Below are 16,676 nucleotides of genomic sequence, written 5' to 3'. Positions count from 1 at the left end.
TATTTAAATTTATCGATTCAAGCTAAAAACCGACTGAGCCGTAGGATTCAAAAGTTCTTCGCTATGAGGATGGAAAAAGAATATCTGGTCAGGGTTGATGGCGATGGTCAAGATCTGACCGCTATGAATAGCAACGTTATCTTTGAATTCAGCCAGCAATTCTGTATGCTGGCTCACGCGTAGGATTACCGTACGGCGACCCATCAAGGGGCCCGAATGGATAACCTGGGCGCGCATCATCACGCGAGGTGCTGGCCCCATACCATTGATACCCCACTCTGGCACAATAATATTGGGACGAATGCCCATGATGATTTTGGATTGGAGCCCCAGGCGTGAGAGCAAGGGCGTCCATTGAGGCGGAAAGGACATGCTCAGGCTGTCTGTGAGCAACTGATAGCGCGTCCCCACGAACTGAATATATCCCTCAACGATATTGAGGGGTGGATCGGCCAGGAAGCGAGCCACAAACAGGTTGGCCGGTGTCTGGATAAGCTCATCAGGAGTTCCTATTTGTTGTATACGTCCCTCTGAGATTACGCCGATATGATTGGCCATGCTGAAGGCCTCATAGTGATCCTGGGTAATGAAGATGCCTGGCTTTTTCTTAATGCGCTGCACCATCAAAATTTCCTGGCGCGTACGCCGGCGCGTAGAAGGGTCCAGTTGTGAGATTGGTTCATCGAAGAGGTAAAGATCGGCGTCTTTGACCATGACGCGTCCAATTGCCACGCGTTGCAACTCACCACCGGACAGATTTCTTGTTGAGCGTGGCAGTTTTTCTTTAAGTCCAAGCATCTCTGCTACCATCTGTACGCGTAGCTCGATCTCTGATTTGGGCAACCGGCGGAAGCGCAGACTCTGAGCAATGTTTTCGTATACCGTCATTGTTGGATTGATGCCATAATCCTGAAAGACCACCGCGATATTGCGCTCAGCGGATTCTTTCAAGGTGATATCTTCTCCATCGAGCAAGATATTGCCGGTATCGGGTTCTTCGAAGCCACAGATCATACGCAGGATGGTCGTCTTGCCGCTATCGGATGGTCCCAGCAACACAAAAAGCTCGTCATCATTGACGGTAAAGCTGACATCATGTACGGCCAGCTTATTGTCGTATTGCTTCGAAATATTTTGTACTTCCAGCTTACTCATACACTTGCAATCTCCATTGATAAATTGTGTTCTACATGCTGCACCCCTTTAGTAGAACATGCAATGAAGTGGCGAAAAAATCTTCTTGTGTATAAAACGCTCGACTACTCAAAAAATATCAATGCTTCAACGATTGGCGATTGTTTTGCTAGTATATATTTTGATATGAGTTACTTACCTATCACCCTGATTTATCATGAAATAAGAATGCCACCAGACCCCTTCTACAACAGGGGTCTGATGGCATTCTTGAAACAGCGATACTCCTCAAGCTGTTTCTTGCCGAACAGCATGCTTCAATCTGTTGCCGCAAGCTAAATATAAGAATTTCAATGTATTTACCAGAGCGGAACCGAAGACTGAGCCTCGTCGGTATCTACACTGACGGAGCCTCCAGCATCAAGACCGTATTGCCAGATGACCGTACGACCGCTAGTATGTCCTTTACAAGATATTCCCTTTGGTGCAAACGCGGGAGCCTTGTTCCTCGCGGTTCGACCGGTAGACGGCTCGCTAGAATGCAAGATTGAATTGCCGATAGCAGGATTTTTGCCTACGGCCGTACAAAAAGCGCTACCGAAGTGGCTGCTACCCGCATACGGGTTCTCGTAATACCCAACAGTATAGCCTGCGCTGGAAATGGTTGTATACCAGCCTTCAATGAAGCCGGCGTCTACTGCCGAATTGCTCTCGATATCATCGATGATGACAGTTCCCTTTGGAATTTTCAGGGCACGCGCTTTTGTCAGTGCATCATTAGCATGGGTTACCCCATTGTTGTAACCGACATCGCTCCCAAAATCAGATTGAATAGGAAGAATGCGGATACCCTGGCTATGGATGTAAGAGGCTTCAGACGCGTTCATCGGTGAAAATGTTTTAGCATTGAGGTAGCGACCGACAAACTGAGGTGTTCCATAGCTCTTCTTGATCTGTGCCAGGAACGATGGCGTGATGAAACTCACGGAGTCAGTCCCCCATAGAACACTGTTTGGCGACGAAGGTTTTGTAGCATACGAGGCAGCACTGGCGTGGGTTACAGGCGAAATAGCGGTGAGTCCAATAGCAAAGCTTAATGCGAGAGCAAAAAGACAGTAAAATCCCTTTCTGCGCACCATGCGTTCTACTCCTATATGTATCAATTTAAAACGTTTGAAAAGATGCGGCATTTATCGTAGATTCCAGATAAATGTTGCATAAATTGAGGCGCTATCATTTGTGTAAATAGCAACAAAAAATATAACACTTCAATTTATGCAAGGATAAGTTATAGACTCATGCTTGTAAATATTTGCTCATCTGTATGCCCCATATTTCCTATAGTTGAGGTCTTGTTTAATAACAGGCCACTCATGCCTCAGCGTGAGTGGCCTTGTCTTTTTCAATCTCTTTGTGCAGCTTTCGCACACGTGCGGGGTTTCTGACTCACTGGACCGGTTCAGTTGGTTAACTTCACTCGTGTAGCTTTGATGACGCCGCGTTTCGTCTTCTTCCCTTCGGCCTGGATACTCTGGCCCTTCTGTAGGGACAGGAGCCCTGCGGGCGGTACGTGTTCTCCTGCCTGGTTGAGTACCTGCGTTCGCTTGTTTACGCGCACCGCGAGGACCTGGACCTCGTCTGTATCCTGTTTTTTGAACCTGCCTGCGATGATGATAGCTGGCTGTTTCCCTCGAGAAGCAACGCTTCCAATAACTTCTATGTTATAGGCTGGTTTCTGCCAGGTTGAGGTCTGCTCCTCGCCTTGTGGACGATTTTGTTGTGGCGTGTTTGCTGTCTGCAGTTCAGAGAGCAGGAGTTGTCCATGAGGAGAGGTATTTTCTTTCTGCGTTGTTTTCTCAAACAATGGACCTGTATAGGTGCGTGGAACGGCAACGTGCAGCGCCTTTGGCCTGGCATCGAAGTGATAATCGACCAGTATCTGTTCTGGATCATTGCTTTGCTGTAAGGCACGCTGTTCCGCTGTTGAGAGGAGATCTTCGGGTTTGACCGTGCTCCCATCCACCTGGATATTGATAGAGGCGGGGATGCGCAGCGAAAAATGCGTGCCGTGGAAAAAGGTTGTGACATTTCTATCCGGCTTATGCTGCGTAAGTAATGAAACAGCCTGGCCGACCGTCTTTAGCGGACCATTGGCGGTAATCAAAGTGACGTAGAGCAATCCATCGTCGGCGCGTGAGCCTGGTTCTATGTTGATCGCCCCCGCGAAGAGGGGTACCTTGCTCACATATGCTTCCCAGACATCTCCACGCCAGTGGGCAGTGATATTGCCCTTATCGTCTGTTTGCTGAAGTTCGACGGGAAACGGGCGCTGCCTGGGAAGCTCTTTTGCGGCGGCGAGGTCGAAGGCCAGTGGGCCGACCCGATACTTCAGGGGCTTGGACATATGCGCCATCATTGCTGCATCCAGACCGATGCCAACGTTTAGCAAGAAATAGTGTCTGGTTTTTGTTGATTCTTTTGACTTTTTCGATTTTTTTCCATTGGAGAATGGTAGCTGGGCGTCTTTGGAAGTATTGGCAGAGGCCAGACAGGTTGCCTCGAGATGGCCGAGATCAAGGCTGCGCGGTTCGCTATCTACGAGAGCCAGGGCGGCTTTCACAGGATCTTCTGGCATCTCTATGGCCTTTGCCCACACGTTGAAGGTGCCTCCTGGTATATCGGCGATGGTCCCTTTTCCCTGACCATACATGGTGCCATTGAGGACGGCATTCAAGGTCCCATCGCCGCCGTAGCCGATCACGAGCGCATAATTTTCTTTGGCGGCTTTCTGTGCCAGTTGCAGTGTTTCTCCCCCATATTCCTTCAGGGCGACGTCGGTTTTCCATCCCGCGGCGGCTAGAACGGTCACTATCTCAGGGACATGCACCAGGTGCTCCCCTGATCTAAGATCAACGATGATACAGGCATTTTTGTTTCCCATCTTTTTCCCCCTGCAAAATAATAACTGATCCATGAGGCGAATACGGGTTAGAAGCGTGCTCAGTTTCAGAACGGCCTCTTCTGGGCCAGAAGGGGTCCAGAAGAGATCCAAAAGAGGTCGTTCTCTTGAGATGGTGTGTTTTAAGGCTGGGTGATAATCAGATCCGGCTCTCAGAAGCCGTGGGTGCCAGGCGTTGCTCCTGTGGCTCCAGAGGAGGTGTTGGTTTAAGAACGCTGTATGTCCCGGTAGAACTATAGTGGAAAAACATACATGGTCTTGACAGTCTTACCACGAAGAAGCCCCTTTAGACGTATTCCTGCTTTGAAGTTCATGAAGCTACCCAGTGAATACCATCTTGTTAGAGATGAAAGAAATACAGGTGTAAAAAGGGAGAGCGCCAACTAGTTTTGCATAAGAACTGTAGAGTGATGAGCGCGATGCGGACGTCGTGGGGGGCTATACTCTGGTCAAAAATGGGGAATTGTGTTATTGTTATGAACAGGACAATTAATTGGGAATACTCGTCCTCACAGATCGTACTACATTCTTAGAGGAAATGCTTATGGATAGTTCTCTTCAACGTGCTAATCCCGCTACAGACGATAGAGAGAGCACTGTTGTCACTGATTATGAGGAGGATGCACTGGCTGCTGAGGAGGAACATCATATCCACTTACCGAATCCAAGTTTGTGGCCTGCACTACTCAGTGTCGCAATTCTGGTCTCGATAGTTGGCTTGTTGTTCATTCCTGATGCGCCGTGGCTGACTCTGGTTGGTGCTGTCTTCATTCTGGTAGGTATTCTGGGATGGGCACTAGAAGATCCGATGGCTGCGCCTGAAGAAACGTATATTTCTTCTCCACAGCTGGGCGGAGCTCTGGCGAAATTCCAGATTGGTCAAACTGTCATTGATAGAGATGGCGAGTCACTGGGCACTGTGCAGGCTCGTATGGGCAATTACATTCTGGCTGACCGTGGTGGTTTCTCCATGAAGGTCTATTATGTGCCGTTACGCTTTATTGAGAATGACATTATCAATAATACTGTGCGTTTGAAGGTTAGCGAAGTGGATCTGCTCAAGCGTAGTCTTGACCGTGTGCCAGCTGATCTCTACGATGAGTCGCCCGAGTATGGTGTGCCAGCTATAAAAGGTGTTCCAATGTTTGCGCGTGGTCCGCTATCTCCTGCCGAGACCGGTCACTACAACTATGGTCCCAATTTTCCTGGTATCAATACTGATGCGGCTGGCTCATATCATCCTGATGAGGTTCGTCCGACTCCTCAGCGCTATGTATCTGACCGTCGTGGCTACAATACACGTAGATCTCTCCCACCTCGTGTTGCGGCCGCAGACTAAGCACATCAAAAAAGATGCGAGCAATGCTCGCATCTTTTTTTTTGTCTTCGTGTCCCAACAAGATGAGGTTCCGCGCCGCCGATGCATCATCACCTCAAATAGATGTGTTCCCACAAGCGTGTCCGCTACGCGGCCGCACTCGTTATTGTGTGTTGGTGCTGGGAGCGCATTCGCGCTCCCAGCACCAACACACAATAAAATTCTGAGCACCGCGGGTACGAAAAATCAGATTATTGATAATCATAGAATCCTTTGCCGCTCTTTTTTCCATAGTATCCCGACTGCACCATGCGACGCAGCAGGGGAGGAGGGGCATACAGGGGATCCTTGTATTCATCATAGATCGCTTCCGCCGCCCAGAGCGTTGTGTCGAGCCCCACATAGTCCAGTAGCGTAAAAGGGCCCATGGGATAGCCACAGCCGAGCTTCATGGCTGTATCGATGTCATCCCGGCTGGCGACACCGTTTTCCAGCATACGGACGGCCGAGATCAAATAAGGGATGAGCAAGAAGTTGACGATGAAGCCGGCCGTATCTTTGGCCAGTACTGGCGTCTTTCCGAGTGAACGGGCGAATTGTTGGACGGTCTCGATCGTTTCATCAGACGTGGAGATGGTGCGTACGATTTCGACCAGTTGCATGACCGGGGCTGGATTAAAGAAATGCAGGCCCGCTACTTTGCCAGGTCGTTTGGTAACTGCTCCCATCTGGGTGACGCTCAATGATGAGGTATTGCTCAATAACAGGGCCTCGGGTTTGAGCAGGCGATCAAGTGCGGGATAGAGACGTAATTTTTCCTCCATATTCTCGATGACCGCCTCAATAATGACGTCGCAGTCGGCCAGGTCTTCCAGGTTGATTGTGCCGCGCAGGTGTTCACGAGTTTCAGCTGCCTGCTGCGTTGTAAGCTTCCCTTTGCTCTCCATCTTTTGCCAGGCCGCCTCTATGCGCGCCAGCCCCTTATCGAGCAGTTCTTGATTAACTTCGCGCACAACCGTGGTATAACCCGACTGCGCGCAGGTCTGCGCGATGCCTCCACCCATTAAGCCGCATCCGATAACGCCAACTTTGCGAATTTCCATTGATGCCATAGTCTCCTCTAAATCAAAAAATAAGCTAGTAGCTAGCTATAGTATACGCTTTTTTTGTTGAGCCCTGCTGCAAAAACGAAATGAGGCCCATTATTTACGATGAGCGGGTACCAGCCTGCCCTGTGTGCTCGAACTCTTTCCAGTGGGCCATGGCAGATGCGATCAGCGGCTTGCCATCGATCTGGCGCTCCTGAGGCAGACGCCACTGCTTATAGCTGCTGTGGGCCGCGACGGCTGGTCCCAGCACATTTCTGATGATGGATGAATAGGTTTCGGGCTCAGGGGGAAACAGGTAGCCGTGGTGGGTATCTTCGAGATAAAAATAGTGACCATTTTGTTGATGCCAGCTGCGAATATCTTCCTGGCTATGGATGCGTTGACCATGTCCGTGGTGTTCCAGGTCATAGGTCAGTGGGCCGATGGGGAAGCAGTGAAGATGGGCATGGAAGACTGTTTGATGGAAGATCCCATGTTCCCAATACACCGGTTCGGTATAGTAGAGCTCAAAAAAGCGCCGCACTTCTTGCTTGAGTCCGAACAGTTCGTCGTCCAGGCTGGAGGGGACATCCCCATAACAGGTATAGTGTTGTTTAGGGATAATCAGGATATGGCCTTCAACCAGTGGGGCATGATCGGCCACCAGGCGTAAATTCGGTGTTTCCTTCATTATCAGTGGAGCGATACGGTCTATCTGACAGAATGTACAGTCGCGTTTTATATCCAGCATAGATGTGCTATGGGTATCTGACGATGCGCTGCTCTGACGCTGCATGCGGTGAGCTCCTTTGCTTGTTTTTCCTCTTTTAGGTATAGAATGTGTATACCTATATATAATATCATGTCAGGATGCTGTACCTTTGTATAGCATCCTGACATGATATTTTGAGGTTGTGACGGTTTAGCCCGCGTGGCGGAAGCCGGCCTCGTTCATGGTAAGAGAGGCGCCTTCAGACTGTACGCCGGCTTCGACGACCTCTGCGATGACCACGGTTGAGTCACCAGCTGGTACGCTGTTTTGTACTTTACAGGCGGTCCAGGCCAGGGCATCGTTGAGTACTGGATAGGCATCTTGCTGCATTGTATATGCGATGCCAGCCAGCTTGTCCGGATTTTTAAGGTACGGTCGACCGAGCTGGCCAGCCAGCTCACGCTGTCCCGTTTTCAGGACGTTGATAGTGAAGGTCTGGCTATGTTGAATCATCGAGAGCGATTTGGCATCGTTCTCGATAGAGACGGCGATCAGAGGGGGCTCAAAAGAGACCTGGGTAAGCCAGTTGGCTGTAAATGCATTTACAACCTCGCCCTCCTTACTCATAATCACATAGAGTCCATACGTAAATGTACGCAATGCTTGCTTCTTAACTGCCGGGTCCATGGTTCACCTCGCTTTTGCTATAGTATGTATCTTTATTGTAATCTCTGGATGGGTCCCATATCCAGTCACCTGTACCTGAGGTCAGGCCAGCATCTGGCAGCTAGTACTTTACCACTATATTTGTATTGATTTGCTTGGAAATACGTGTATATGGGACAAGATGATTTTGAGATGCGAAGAGTTTAAGAAAATGCACTTGTATGTTTGGGAAAGGGGAGCTTGCGCTGTGCGAAGGTATTCAATATCCGGGGGGATAACGACGCTCTGTTTGTGTTTGCTGCTGGTGTTGAGTGGCTGTGGGTCTAGCAGCGCACCACCGAGCGCTTCAAAACCGACCCATACCAGTACGCCGGCGGGTGCGACGGCAACGTCCACGCAGGGAACTTCACCATCGGCCGTTTCAGCGATCCTGGCCCAGCCTACAGCAGGGAATCAGCGTGTCAGGGTATCTGTTGCCTCTGACATGCGCGGTGGAGCATTTGAGCAGGATCGCTATCTGAACGTGCCCCCACATATGCAGATCTCAGTCTATACACGCATCCCTAAAGCTCGCTTTATGGCGGTTACACCGGCTGGTGATCTGCTGGTCTCGGTGCCTGATGAGGGGAAAGTTGACCTGGTGCGGTCCAATCAACAGGGAAACCCTGACGTATCGACCTTTGTCAGTGGCTTGCGGCGTCCGCAGGATATCGTGTTTCATACCATTGACCAGCAGACATATGTCTATATCTCCGAGACAAACCAGATCGATCGTTTCCTCTATTAGAAAGGGGATATACAGGCTCATGATCGCCAGATTGTGGTGAAGGGATTACCCGATAGCAGCAGTCCTGAATTGCATGGCGCTTATGGGCATGAGCTCAAGAATATCGCGCTGGACAGCAATAACAAGTTATATGTCTCAATCGCCTCGACCTGTAATGCCTGTCTGGCGGATACCCAGAGCAATCCTTTGCGGGGCGCTATCTATCAGTATAATGCTGATGGCACCCAGGGACATCTCTACGCACATGGATTGCGTAACGCCGAGGGACTGGCCTTTGTACCGGGTACGAACCACCTGTGGGTAGCGGTGAACAATCGCGATAATATCCTTTATCCCCACCAGGATGCGACGGGTCAGTACCAGCAGCGGATTCCAGCGTATGTTGATAATCATCCGCCTGAAGAGTTTACCCATATTCAGGAAGGGGCCAACTACGGCTGGCCGTTCTGTAATCCCAATCCCGATCAGGGCGTCAACCACATGCCATTCGATCGCGATGTCGAGTTTAATGCCGATGGTCATGTGAACTGTGATCAGATGCAGCGCATTGATAAAGGGATACAGGCCCATTCTGCGCCATTGGGTCTGGTTTTTCTGCAGGATCCTTCTGCGCCAAACCCACAACACACCGGTGCATTGATCAGTCTGCATGGCTCCTGGAATCGGACCGTGCCCACGGGTTATAAAGTCATCTACTTCCCCTGGAATAATCAATCACAGCAGCCGGGACAGCAGATCGACCTGGTCACGGGCTGGCAGGATAACACATCCGTCTGGGGCCGTCCGGTTGATACCGCGATTGATCAGCAGGGCAACATCTTTATCTCTGATGATCTAAGCGGCACCGTCTATAAGCTGACGTATCAAGCATAAAGGTATCCAGGAGTCAGGTGACACATTTCCAGACTTTTTCGTAGGAGCAGCCATAGTTGTACCGGTCATATCGGCACAACTATGTCTACTTGTTTTTTATGCGCGCCTGGCGCAGAGTTGATTGCTGGTGGGTTCTGCGCAGCAGAACCAGGACTCGGTAAGGTGGGGAAGCTCTTTCCGTTCACCATACTGGCGCATGGCTTTGAAGGCGGATAGCTTCTCTCCCTTCATAGCAAGCGCGCGTGCTTTGATCTGGAAAAAGGTCATTACCGCGTCTGACCCCATCTGTTCGGCCTGCTCGACCAGCGTGGCGACCTGCTTCTGCAATTCGTCCATGCGTGGATCGGGATGAGCCCAGCGATAGCCAAAGGCGGTAGGATCAAATTCACCGATCCAGCTTGAACTGCCCGGGGTATCCAGGTGTGCTGAACCGGGAGGAATAAGCAGGCGAATCGAGAGGTGAACCGGATCGATATGCTCGATGAAGTGTCCCTGCTCGAAGAAATTAAGAAGCTCAATATAGCTATCGAGCGTCTCCCAGGGCGTGAAAGGCAGCAGTGATGGACGCAGCGTAATCCCGACTCGCTCCATCTCGTCGAAAGCCTCGGCCACATCGGCGGCGGTATGATTCTTGGCTAGCTCCTGGAGTACCCTGTTGTTCAACGATTCAACCGCCGACACCACAAAGACGCAGCCCAGTTCTTTCATTTCCGGCAGAAACTGCCGATGCTTGAGTAGGTGCTCAATCTTGATTGTGGCGTCGAAGGTCAGGTCCGGAAACTCCTGGTGCATCGCACGTGTGATGCGCAGGGCGTGGGTGGGACCATTCCAGAAATCGGGATCGCCAAAGGTGATATGCTGTGCCCCTCCGGCCACCTGGGCGCGAATATCCGCCAGCACAACATCTGCCGGGACCGCGAAGAAGCGTCCATGATAGATCGGCGTGACTGGACAGTGGACGCACGTATGCTTGCAGCCGCGTGTAGACTCGGTGTAACCGACCACCCGTGTCTCTGTTCCCCGTTCCATACGCGCATAGCGATCCAGGGCGGGTAGATGATCGCGCTCGGGTACTATAAATGGCGTACGTTGAATCCAGGGTCCGCTGATATGCCCACGGCTATAGACGCCCGGGATACCATCATCTTTACCTTGTTCGACCGCGGCGATCAGTTGACACAGCGGGACCTCATATTCGCCCCCGATGGCTGCATCAATGGTGTGCTGTTCAAGCAGGTGATCGGCGTTGAGCAGCGCATACAGGCCATACAGGCAGATATACGCCGTGGGATTGAGCGTACGAATGCGTTGCGCAACCTGCTCGCCCAGGCGCATCGCTGTATGCATAGGGACCGAGATGGCCACGAAGCGTGCCTGGTGAATCGCCTCATCTGAAAGTGAATCAATGGACGTATCGACACACACCGGCGCGTAGCCGGACTGCTCAAGCATGGCCGACAATGATGCCAGGTGGAAAGGCTGATGGCCCAATTCATAGCACGAGATCAACAGAACATCTCCATGCTTTCTTATTTCCTTCGTGGCGCGCCTCCCCCCCCTTTGCGCTGTGGCGCGCCCTTACTACCCGCTCCGGCTGTCTCAGGAGCCCATCCTTCCGGCATCGCGGCATCCTGCCCAAAGAAAAATTCCTCCATCTGTTCGCGTAAGATCTTACGAGCCTCGGGATCGGCCATATTCAAACCGTAGTGGTTGATAATTAACACCTGTTGTGCCGGCCACATATCGTAGGCTTGCTGTGAAATCTGTTCGTAAATGCGCTGCCCCAGCTTTCCTGGAAACGGAGGTTTCTCCAGACCAGGAAGTTCACGCTGCAACTTGACGCAATAAACCATTCTTGGCATATGAACTCCCCCTCATAAAGGGTAATAATAAAAACCATTGAGCAGCTCGCACTTGCCGTTAATGGAAAACGTCAGCCGATGCCCTGTAGCATCTTACTCATTATTGTACTATGTCGGCAGCTATTATTGCACGCCTTCTCGCATGCATCTAAGGTTTTTTTAATTTTCCTCTTTGGCGCCTGCGGCGCCGGGTTGGGCGTGTGGAGTGTGGCTGCGGCCGCCCACCACACACTCCACACATCGTATCGCTTGCTCGTGATCTCCCGACTATCTCCAGACGAATATTAAAAAGCCCTGCATGCTCCTGTTGATCGTGGTTGCTGTTTGACAGTGGGTGAGAGATTTGCTACTATTTTTGAACGTTTGTTTGTCCAAACAGAGCAGCGGACTGGCAGGCAGTACGATGAAAAAGGTAAGAAAGATGTCAGGGGCTTTTTCACCAGGGATGCGCATCCTTTTCTTTGGAATGGAGTGCGATTTTTCACTACCATCCTTCACCGCGCTACTCCAGAACGGCTTTGAGGTGTGCGCCGTCGTTATCCCTGCCGATGGAGATACCTTGCCGGGTATACATGTCGCGCCCGCGATAGTGCCGAAGGTTGCTCCCCGGAGCCGGCGTGGCAGTCTGCCCATGTTTACGACCGCTACCGCCTCGCTGACGCAGATGGCGTGGGCGCATGCTATCCCGGTCTGGCAGGTACGCGAGCTGAAAGATCCCGAGACGCTAGCAACGTTGGCCGCTTACCAACCCGATATTCTTTGCGTCGCCTGTTTCTCCAGGATCATTCCGCGTGCTCTCTTAGAGCTACCGCGCCTGGGTGGGATCAATGTTCATCCTTCGTTGCTCCCGGCCAATCGAGGTCCCTTGCCGCTTTTCTGGACCTTGCGGGCGGGCGAGGAGCAGACCGGCGTCACGATCCATCGATTAACCACGGCATTGGATAGCGGGCCGATCCTGGCGCAGGAAACGATCGCGGTACCCGAGGGGGTTCGTTACGGGGAACTGGAGGTGCTCTGCGCCGGGGTAGGTGCGCGGCTCCTGGCGCAGACAGTCGGGGCATTAGCGTCCGGGCAATGCCATGCACGTGCCCAGGATGAAGCCTTGAGTAGCTATCATCCATATCCGGGGGACAATGACTATGTTGTGAATGCCCGTGAGTGGGGGGCGCGACGACTCTACAATTTTATCCGCGGCGTCGCCAGTGTCGAACGGCCTGTTGAAGTTCTCCACGGAAACGGATATCTACTGGCAGTAGATGCTGTTTCTTATAGCTTAAAGGGCGCAGTGGATATAGGAGATACGGTACAGCAAGATGGTCATGGAGAAGCGACAATTATCTGCCATGACGGCTGTGTAAGAGTATACTATATTTGAACGACATGGCGACGTTTTTTGATATTTTTCAGGAAGAGGATAAAGCCAGGCGGTGTATCTTAAACGATTAGAAATGCTCGGTTTCAAAAGCTTTGCTGCACGCACCATGCTTGAATTTAGCCCCGGCATCACAGCGGTGGTGGGGCCCAATGGGGCGGGAAAATCCAATGTGGCGGACTCCATGCGCTGGGTACTTGGAGAGCAAAGCATGCGACAGTTGCGTGGCAAGAAGAGCGACGATATTATCTTCGCGGGTGGACAGGGAAAAGCCCCTCTTGGTATGGCGGAGGTGTCGCTGACGCTCGACAACAGCACCGGCTGGGTCCCTTCCGAGTACAGTGAGATTACCGTCACGCGCCGCAGCTATCGCTCGGGTGAGAACGAATACCTGATCAACAAGCAGAAGGTGCGCCTCAAAGACGTCTTATTGCTGCTGGCCCAGGCACGCATCGGGCATGATTCCTATACCGTAGTGGGTCAGGGTCTGATCGATGCGGCCTTGAGCTTGCGCGCGGAAGAGCGGCGTGCGTTGTTTGAGGATGCCGCCGGCATACGTCCCTTTCAGGTGCAGCGCACCGATGCCGAGACGCGTTTGAAGCAGACCGAGCAGAATGTGGAGCGTCTGCGTGATATCGTGAGCGAGATCGAGCCACGTCTGGCTCCCCTGGCCGAGCAAGCCAAACGAGCGCTGGAGTTCGCGCAACTAAATGATGAGCTCAATGAGGTGCTATTATCCTGGTATGCCCTGCAATGGCGGAGGCTACGCGCGACACGCGAATACGCTGAACAGGCCGAACGTGAGCAGGGTCAGAAGGTGCGCCAGGTCGAGGCCGAATTGCAGCAACTCACAGAGCAGTCCCAATCATTGCGCAACCAGCGTCAGCAGATACAGGTCCAGATTGGTGAGGCGCGTGCATCCTGTGACAAGGCCAATGAACTGGCGCGGCGGCTGGAGCGCGACCTGGCCGTCAATGAAGAGCGTATCGGTGGCCTGGAGCGCCAGCGTGGCGAGATGCAGACCGAAGAGCGCCGGCTACGTGAGCGCTCGATTGCCCTGCAGAAGCAAGTGATCGATCTGGAGGAGCAGTGTGACCTGGCGGACGAGGCAGTCGATAATGGGTCCGCGCAACTTGCCAGTTTAGAAGGGACGGTAGCGCAGGCGCAGAAAGAATATGAGATGGACGAGCGCCGACTGCGCTCGGCTCAGAGCGACCTGGTACAGGTGCAGGCGCGTCTGGGTTCAACCCAGACCGAACTAGGACGTTTGCAGAAGCAGCTAGGAGAGCGCAACCGTACCCTGGCCAGTCGTCGCGACACGATCTCCCAGGCCCAGCAATCCCAGCGCACCCTTGAAGGGCGCCTGGTTGAAGAACGGGGCCGTCTTGATGAGATGCGTACCGAGGAGCAGCAGATCCTCCAGCGCAAACAAACTATTGCCAAAACCATCGCTGACGCCCAGCAAGAACTGGAGCGCATGAAGTCCGCCTTGACGGAAGCTGAGCGGCGCAAGCGCACCACGGTGGATCGCCTGAATATGCTCAAAAACTGGCGGCAGAGCCTCAGCGGCTATAGCGATGGTGTACGCGCGCTGCTGCGGGCCCCCGCCTCTGACTTCAGCGGCCTGGTGGGTCCTGTGCCACAGTTAGGCGTCGTTGCCAGTGGGATGGAGGTGGCACTGGAGGCCGCCCTGGGACCGTACATGCAGGCCGTCGTCGTGCGAACGCTGGCTGATGCCCAGCGGGGTCTGGCGTATCTACAGAAAATCCAGGCTGGTCGCGCCATGATTATCTGGATGGAACGCGTGGAAGAGGATGAGGATGAGGATATGCATGAGGTACGCACGATTCAGGGCCAGGTCGAAGAACGGGTGCTTGACCGCTACCTGGAGACGGTTCCCGAATTGAAGCCACGTATCCTGGGATTTGCCTGGAAGCAGTTACAATGTGAGCCCCGCTTCATTCCTATTTTTATGCGCCTCTTGCATGGGGTTGTCCTGGCCCAGGACCTGGCCGCCGCCCAGGAACTATTGGCCTGGGGGATGGAGCTTAGCATCTCATCAGACAGCGATCTACCCTTTACCTCGCTGGTCACGGCGGCGGGCGAGGTCTTGCATATAGATGGCTGGTTGACCGGCGGCAATGGCAAAGCTGGCTCGCAACAGGGACTGCTGGCCTATGAACGCGAACTGCGCGAGCTTCCGCAGCACCTGGAAGAGATTAATCTCATGATTAATCAGTTGCACGATATGATGAGCGAGGCGCAACGCAGACAAGAGGGTCGCCGCGCCGAGCAGAACGCCACCGAAAAAGAGCTCCAGAAGGTTAGCGGCCGCATCCATGAGATGAATAAAACAATCAGCGCTTCCCAGAGAGAACTGGAGCGCGTACAGACAGAGATCCGCATGGCCGCCTCGATCGAGCAGCAGTTGTCTTCCGAGGTAGCGGGTCTGGAGCAAGAGGTCACAGCCGCTCAAGAACGCGTGCGCACCCATGAGAAGTCGCAGCGCGAAATGAGCGGCCTGGTCGAGGGGCTGCAGATCGAAATAGAGGAGCGGGCCATCACATACCGGCGCAAGCAGGACGAACTGGGCCGTGAGCGCACAGCGGTGGCTGTGAAGCGTCAGGAGGCGCGCTCCCTGCGCCAGCAACTCTCAAATCTACAAAATCAGGCTCAGGATCTCAAAAATCAGATCCAGCAGCAGGTCAAGCGCATCAAAGAGGCGGAACAGCAGCAGCAAGACGTACAGGAATCCATTACTCTGCAGCGCAAGGACCTGGAGCAGGCGCGCCAGCGTGCGGATACGCTGACGCAGGATCTGCACGTCATAGAGGAATCCCTGACTGAAATTGAAGAGCAGATCCTTTCTCAGGAGCAGCAGCGCATCAAAGTACAGCAACACACCCGTGAACTGGAGTCTGCCTATCGCCGCTCGCTGCTGGACAGCCAGAAGGCGCGCGACGCCGTTGAATCCCTGCTGACCCAATTGCAGGAGGAAATGAATATCACCGATCCAGAAGAGCTGAATCGTCATACTGAACACACAGGTGTTATGCTGGATAAGATTTCCGATGCGGGTGAACAGGTACATGGAAACAATGGCCAGCATGCGCTTGTTGTAACGATGCATAACGGCGCGCACACGCAGGCAGGCGTTGTAGATCAGCTGACGGAAGAGGAAGAGACGCAGCTGCGTAAATACCGCCGACGCATAGAGAGCTTGAGGGGGCGCATCAAGGCGATGGGTGGTTGCGACGCCAATGCTCCGCAGATCTATATAGAGACCCAGACGCGCTATGATTTTCTCACCGCGCAGATCACGGATCTGGAGCAGGCGGCCCAGCAACTCTATACTATTATCAGCCAGCTCGATGTTACCATGGCCAGGCAGTTTGAGGAGACCTTCCAGGCCGTAAATACGCGCTTCAAAGAGCATTTCACAACCCTCTTCAATGGTGGTACCGCGCGTCTGGAATTGATGGCGGCAAAGACCAACGACGAAGAGGGAGCAGTCCCCTCCAGTATGCCAGCCGGTGTCGAAGTTATTGTTCAGCCGCCCGGCAAAAAGGTGCAGGACCTCTCGCTGCTCTCAGGGGGTGAACGGGCTCTGGTCTCGGCCGCTTTGCTTTTCTCGCTGCTAGAGATCAATCCACCACCATTTTGCCTGCTGGATGAAGTGGATGCCGCCCTTGACGAGTCCAACGTCACCCGCTTCTGCGATATCCTGAAACGCCTGGCTCAGCGTACCCAGTTTATCGTGATCACCCATAACCGCGTAACCATGACGGCGGCGCAGGCCATTTATGGCGTCACCATGCGCGAAAGCGCCTCTCGACTACTCTCATTGCGTCTTGAGCAGGTGCCAGCCTCTGCCAGCCGCTAGCGAGAAATTGCTGAGGAAGTAT

Annotated in this window: 13 protein-coding genes; 5 read left to right on the top strand and 8 right to left on the bottom strand. The window is 52.9% G+C overall.

Annotated features, from left to right (window positions below; all coding sequences use genetic code 11):
* Positions 1–9: 9 nt before the first annotated feature.
* The 3 genes from KTT_RS01340 to KTT_RS01330 all read right to left on the bottom strand — a co-directional run bounded on the left by KTT_RS01340 (position 10) and on the right by KTT_RS01330 (position 4,075).
* Positions 10–1,155, bottom strand: a complete 1,146-nt coding sequence (locus KTT_RS01340; protein WP_126594274.1) for an ABC transporter ATP-binding protein — start codon at positions 1,153–1,155, stop codon at positions 10–12.
* A gap of 338 nt (positions 1,156–1,493) precedes the next feature.
* Positions 1,494–2,120, bottom strand: a complete 627-nt coding sequence (locus KTT_RS01335) for a glycoside hydrolase domain-containing protein (RefSeq protein ID WP_160145568.1) — start codon at positions 2,118–2,120, stop codon at positions 1,494–1,496.
* A gap of 473 nt (positions 2,121–2,593) precedes the next feature.
* A complete protein-coding gene (locus KTT_RS01330) occupies positions 2,594–4,075 on the bottom strand; it encodes a diacylglycerol/lipid kinase family protein (RefSeq protein ID WP_160145567.1) in 1,482 nt (493 codons plus the stop codon).
* A 562-nt stretch (positions 4,076–4,637) separates the two neighbouring features.
* Between KTT_RS01330 and KTT_RS01325 the strand changes: the two genes are divergently transcribed.
* Complete coding sequence (locus KTT_RS01325; protein WP_126594271.1) at positions 4,638–5,432, top strand: PRC-barrel domain-containing protein; 795 nt, start codon at positions 4,638–4,640, stop codon at positions 5,430–5,432.
* A gap of 230 nt (positions 5,433–5,662) precedes the next feature.
* On the opposite strand, the gene KTT_RS01320 is transcribed toward KTT_RS01325, so the two are convergent.
* The 3 genes from KTT_RS01320 to KTT_RS01310 form a co-directional block, all read right to left on the bottom strand.
* The gene (locus KTT_RS01320; protein WP_126594270.1) at positions 5,663–6,514 is read right to left on the bottom strand and encodes a 3-hydroxyacyl-CoA dehydrogenase family protein; all 852 of its coding nucleotides are present in this window, start codon (positions 6,512–6,514) and stop codon (positions 5,663–5,665) included.
* A gap of 103 nt (positions 6,515–6,617) precedes the next feature.
* Positions 6,618–7,295: an HIT family protein gene (locus KTT_RS01315; protein ID WP_126594269.1), complete on the bottom strand. Its 678-nt coding sequence runs from the start codon at positions 7,293–7,295 to the stop codon at positions 6,618–6,620.
* Between the two features lie 126 nt (positions 7,296–7,421).
* The gene (locus tag KTT_RS01310) at positions 7,422–7,871 is read right to left on the bottom strand and encodes a flavin reductase family protein (protein ID WP_235845565.1); all 450 of its coding nucleotides are present in this window, start codon (positions 7,869–7,871) and stop codon (positions 7,422–7,424) included.
* A 253-nt stretch (positions 7,872–8,124) separates the two neighbouring features.
* Between KTT_RS01310 and KTT_RS36405 the strand changes: the two genes are divergently transcribed.
* Together KTT_RS36405 and KTT_RS36400 are read left to right on the top strand one after the other, a co-directional pair.
* Complete coding sequence (locus KTT_RS36405) at positions 8,125–8,664, top strand: hypothetical protein (protein WP_162511799.1); 540 nt, start codon at positions 8,125–8,127, stop codon at positions 8,662–8,664.
* A 33-nt stretch (positions 8,665–8,697) separates the two neighbouring features.
* A complete protein-coding gene (locus KTT_RS36400) occupies positions 8,698–9,537 on the top strand; it encodes a PQQ-dependent sugar dehydrogenase (protein ID WP_162511798.1) in 840 nt (279 codons plus the stop codon).
* A gap of 96 nt (positions 9,538–9,633) precedes the next feature.
* On the opposite strand, the gene KTT_RS01300 is transcribed toward KTT_RS36400, so the two are convergent.
* Both KTT_RS01300 and KTT_RS01295 read right to left on the bottom strand, forming a co-directional pair.
* Positions 9,634–11,070: a CUAEP/CCAEP-tail radical SAM (seleno)protein gene (locus KTT_RS01300; RefSeq protein WP_268904521.1), complete on the bottom strand. Its 1,437-nt coding sequence runs from the start codon at positions 11,068–11,070 to the stop codon at positions 9,634–9,636.
* Positions 11,067–11,399, bottom strand: coding sequence for an oxidative damage protection protein (locus tag KTT_RS01295; protein WP_126594267.1), 333 nt, complete (start codon positions 11,397–11,399; stop codon positions 11,067–11,069). Before KTT_RS01295 ends, KTT_RS01300 begins: the two co-directional genes overlap by 4 nt.
* A gap of 421 nt (positions 11,400–11,820) precedes the next feature.
* Between KTT_RS01295 and KTT_RS01290 the strand changes: the two genes are divergently transcribed.
* Entirely contained in the window at positions 11,821–12,774 is a 954-nt protein-coding gene (locus tag KTT_RS01290) for a methionyl-tRNA formyltransferase (protein WP_160145566.1), read from the top strand.
* A 52-nt stretch (positions 12,775–12,826) separates the two neighbouring features.
* Positions 12,827–16,654, top strand: coding sequence for a chromosome segregation protein SMC (gene smc, locus KTT_RS01285; protein ID WP_126594265.1), 3,828 nt, complete (start codon positions 12,827–12,829; stop codon positions 16,652–16,654).
* Positions 16,655–16,676 lie beyond the last annotated feature (22 nt).

It is taken from the genome of Dictyobacter aurantiacus (genome assembly GCF_003967515.1).
GTDB lineage: Bacteria > Chloroflexota > Ktedonobacteria > Ktedonobacterales > Ktedonobacteraceae > Dictyobacter > Dictyobacter aurantiacus.
Note: the sequence above shows the minus strand (reverse complement) of the source record. Positions and strands in the feature narration are given on the sequence as shown.

Excerpts from the sequence above, each read along its gene's own strand:
- KTT_RS01320 (WP_126594270.1), bottom strand. The coding sequence starts at position 6,514 with ATGGAAATTCGCAAAGTTGGCGTTATCGGATGCGGCTTAATGGGTGGA.
- KTT_RS01340 (WP_126594274.1), bottom strand. The coding sequence starts at position 1,155 with ATGAGTAAGCTGGAAGTACAAAATATTTCGAAGCAATACGACAATAAG.
- KTT_RS01290 (WP_160145566.1), top strand. The coding sequence starts at position 11,821 with ATGTCAGGGGCTTTTTCACCAGGGATGCGCATCCTTTTCTTTGGAATG.
- KTT_RS01325 (WP_126594271.1), top strand. The coding sequence starts at position 4,638 with ATGGATAGTTCTCTTCAACGTGCTAATCCCGCTACAGACGATAGAGAG.
- KTT_RS01315 (WP_126594269.1), bottom strand. The coding sequence starts at position 7,295 with ATGCAGCGTCAGAGCAGCGCATCGTCAGATACCCATAGCACATCTATG.
- KTT_RS01330 (WP_160145567.1), bottom strand. The coding sequence starts at position 4,075 with ATGGGAAACAAAAATGCCTGTATCATCGTTGATCTTAGATCAGGGGAG.
- KTT_RS01295 (WP_126594267.1), bottom strand. The coding sequence starts at position 11,399 with ATGCCAAGAATGGTTTATTGCGTCAAGTTGCAGCGTGAACTTCCTGGT.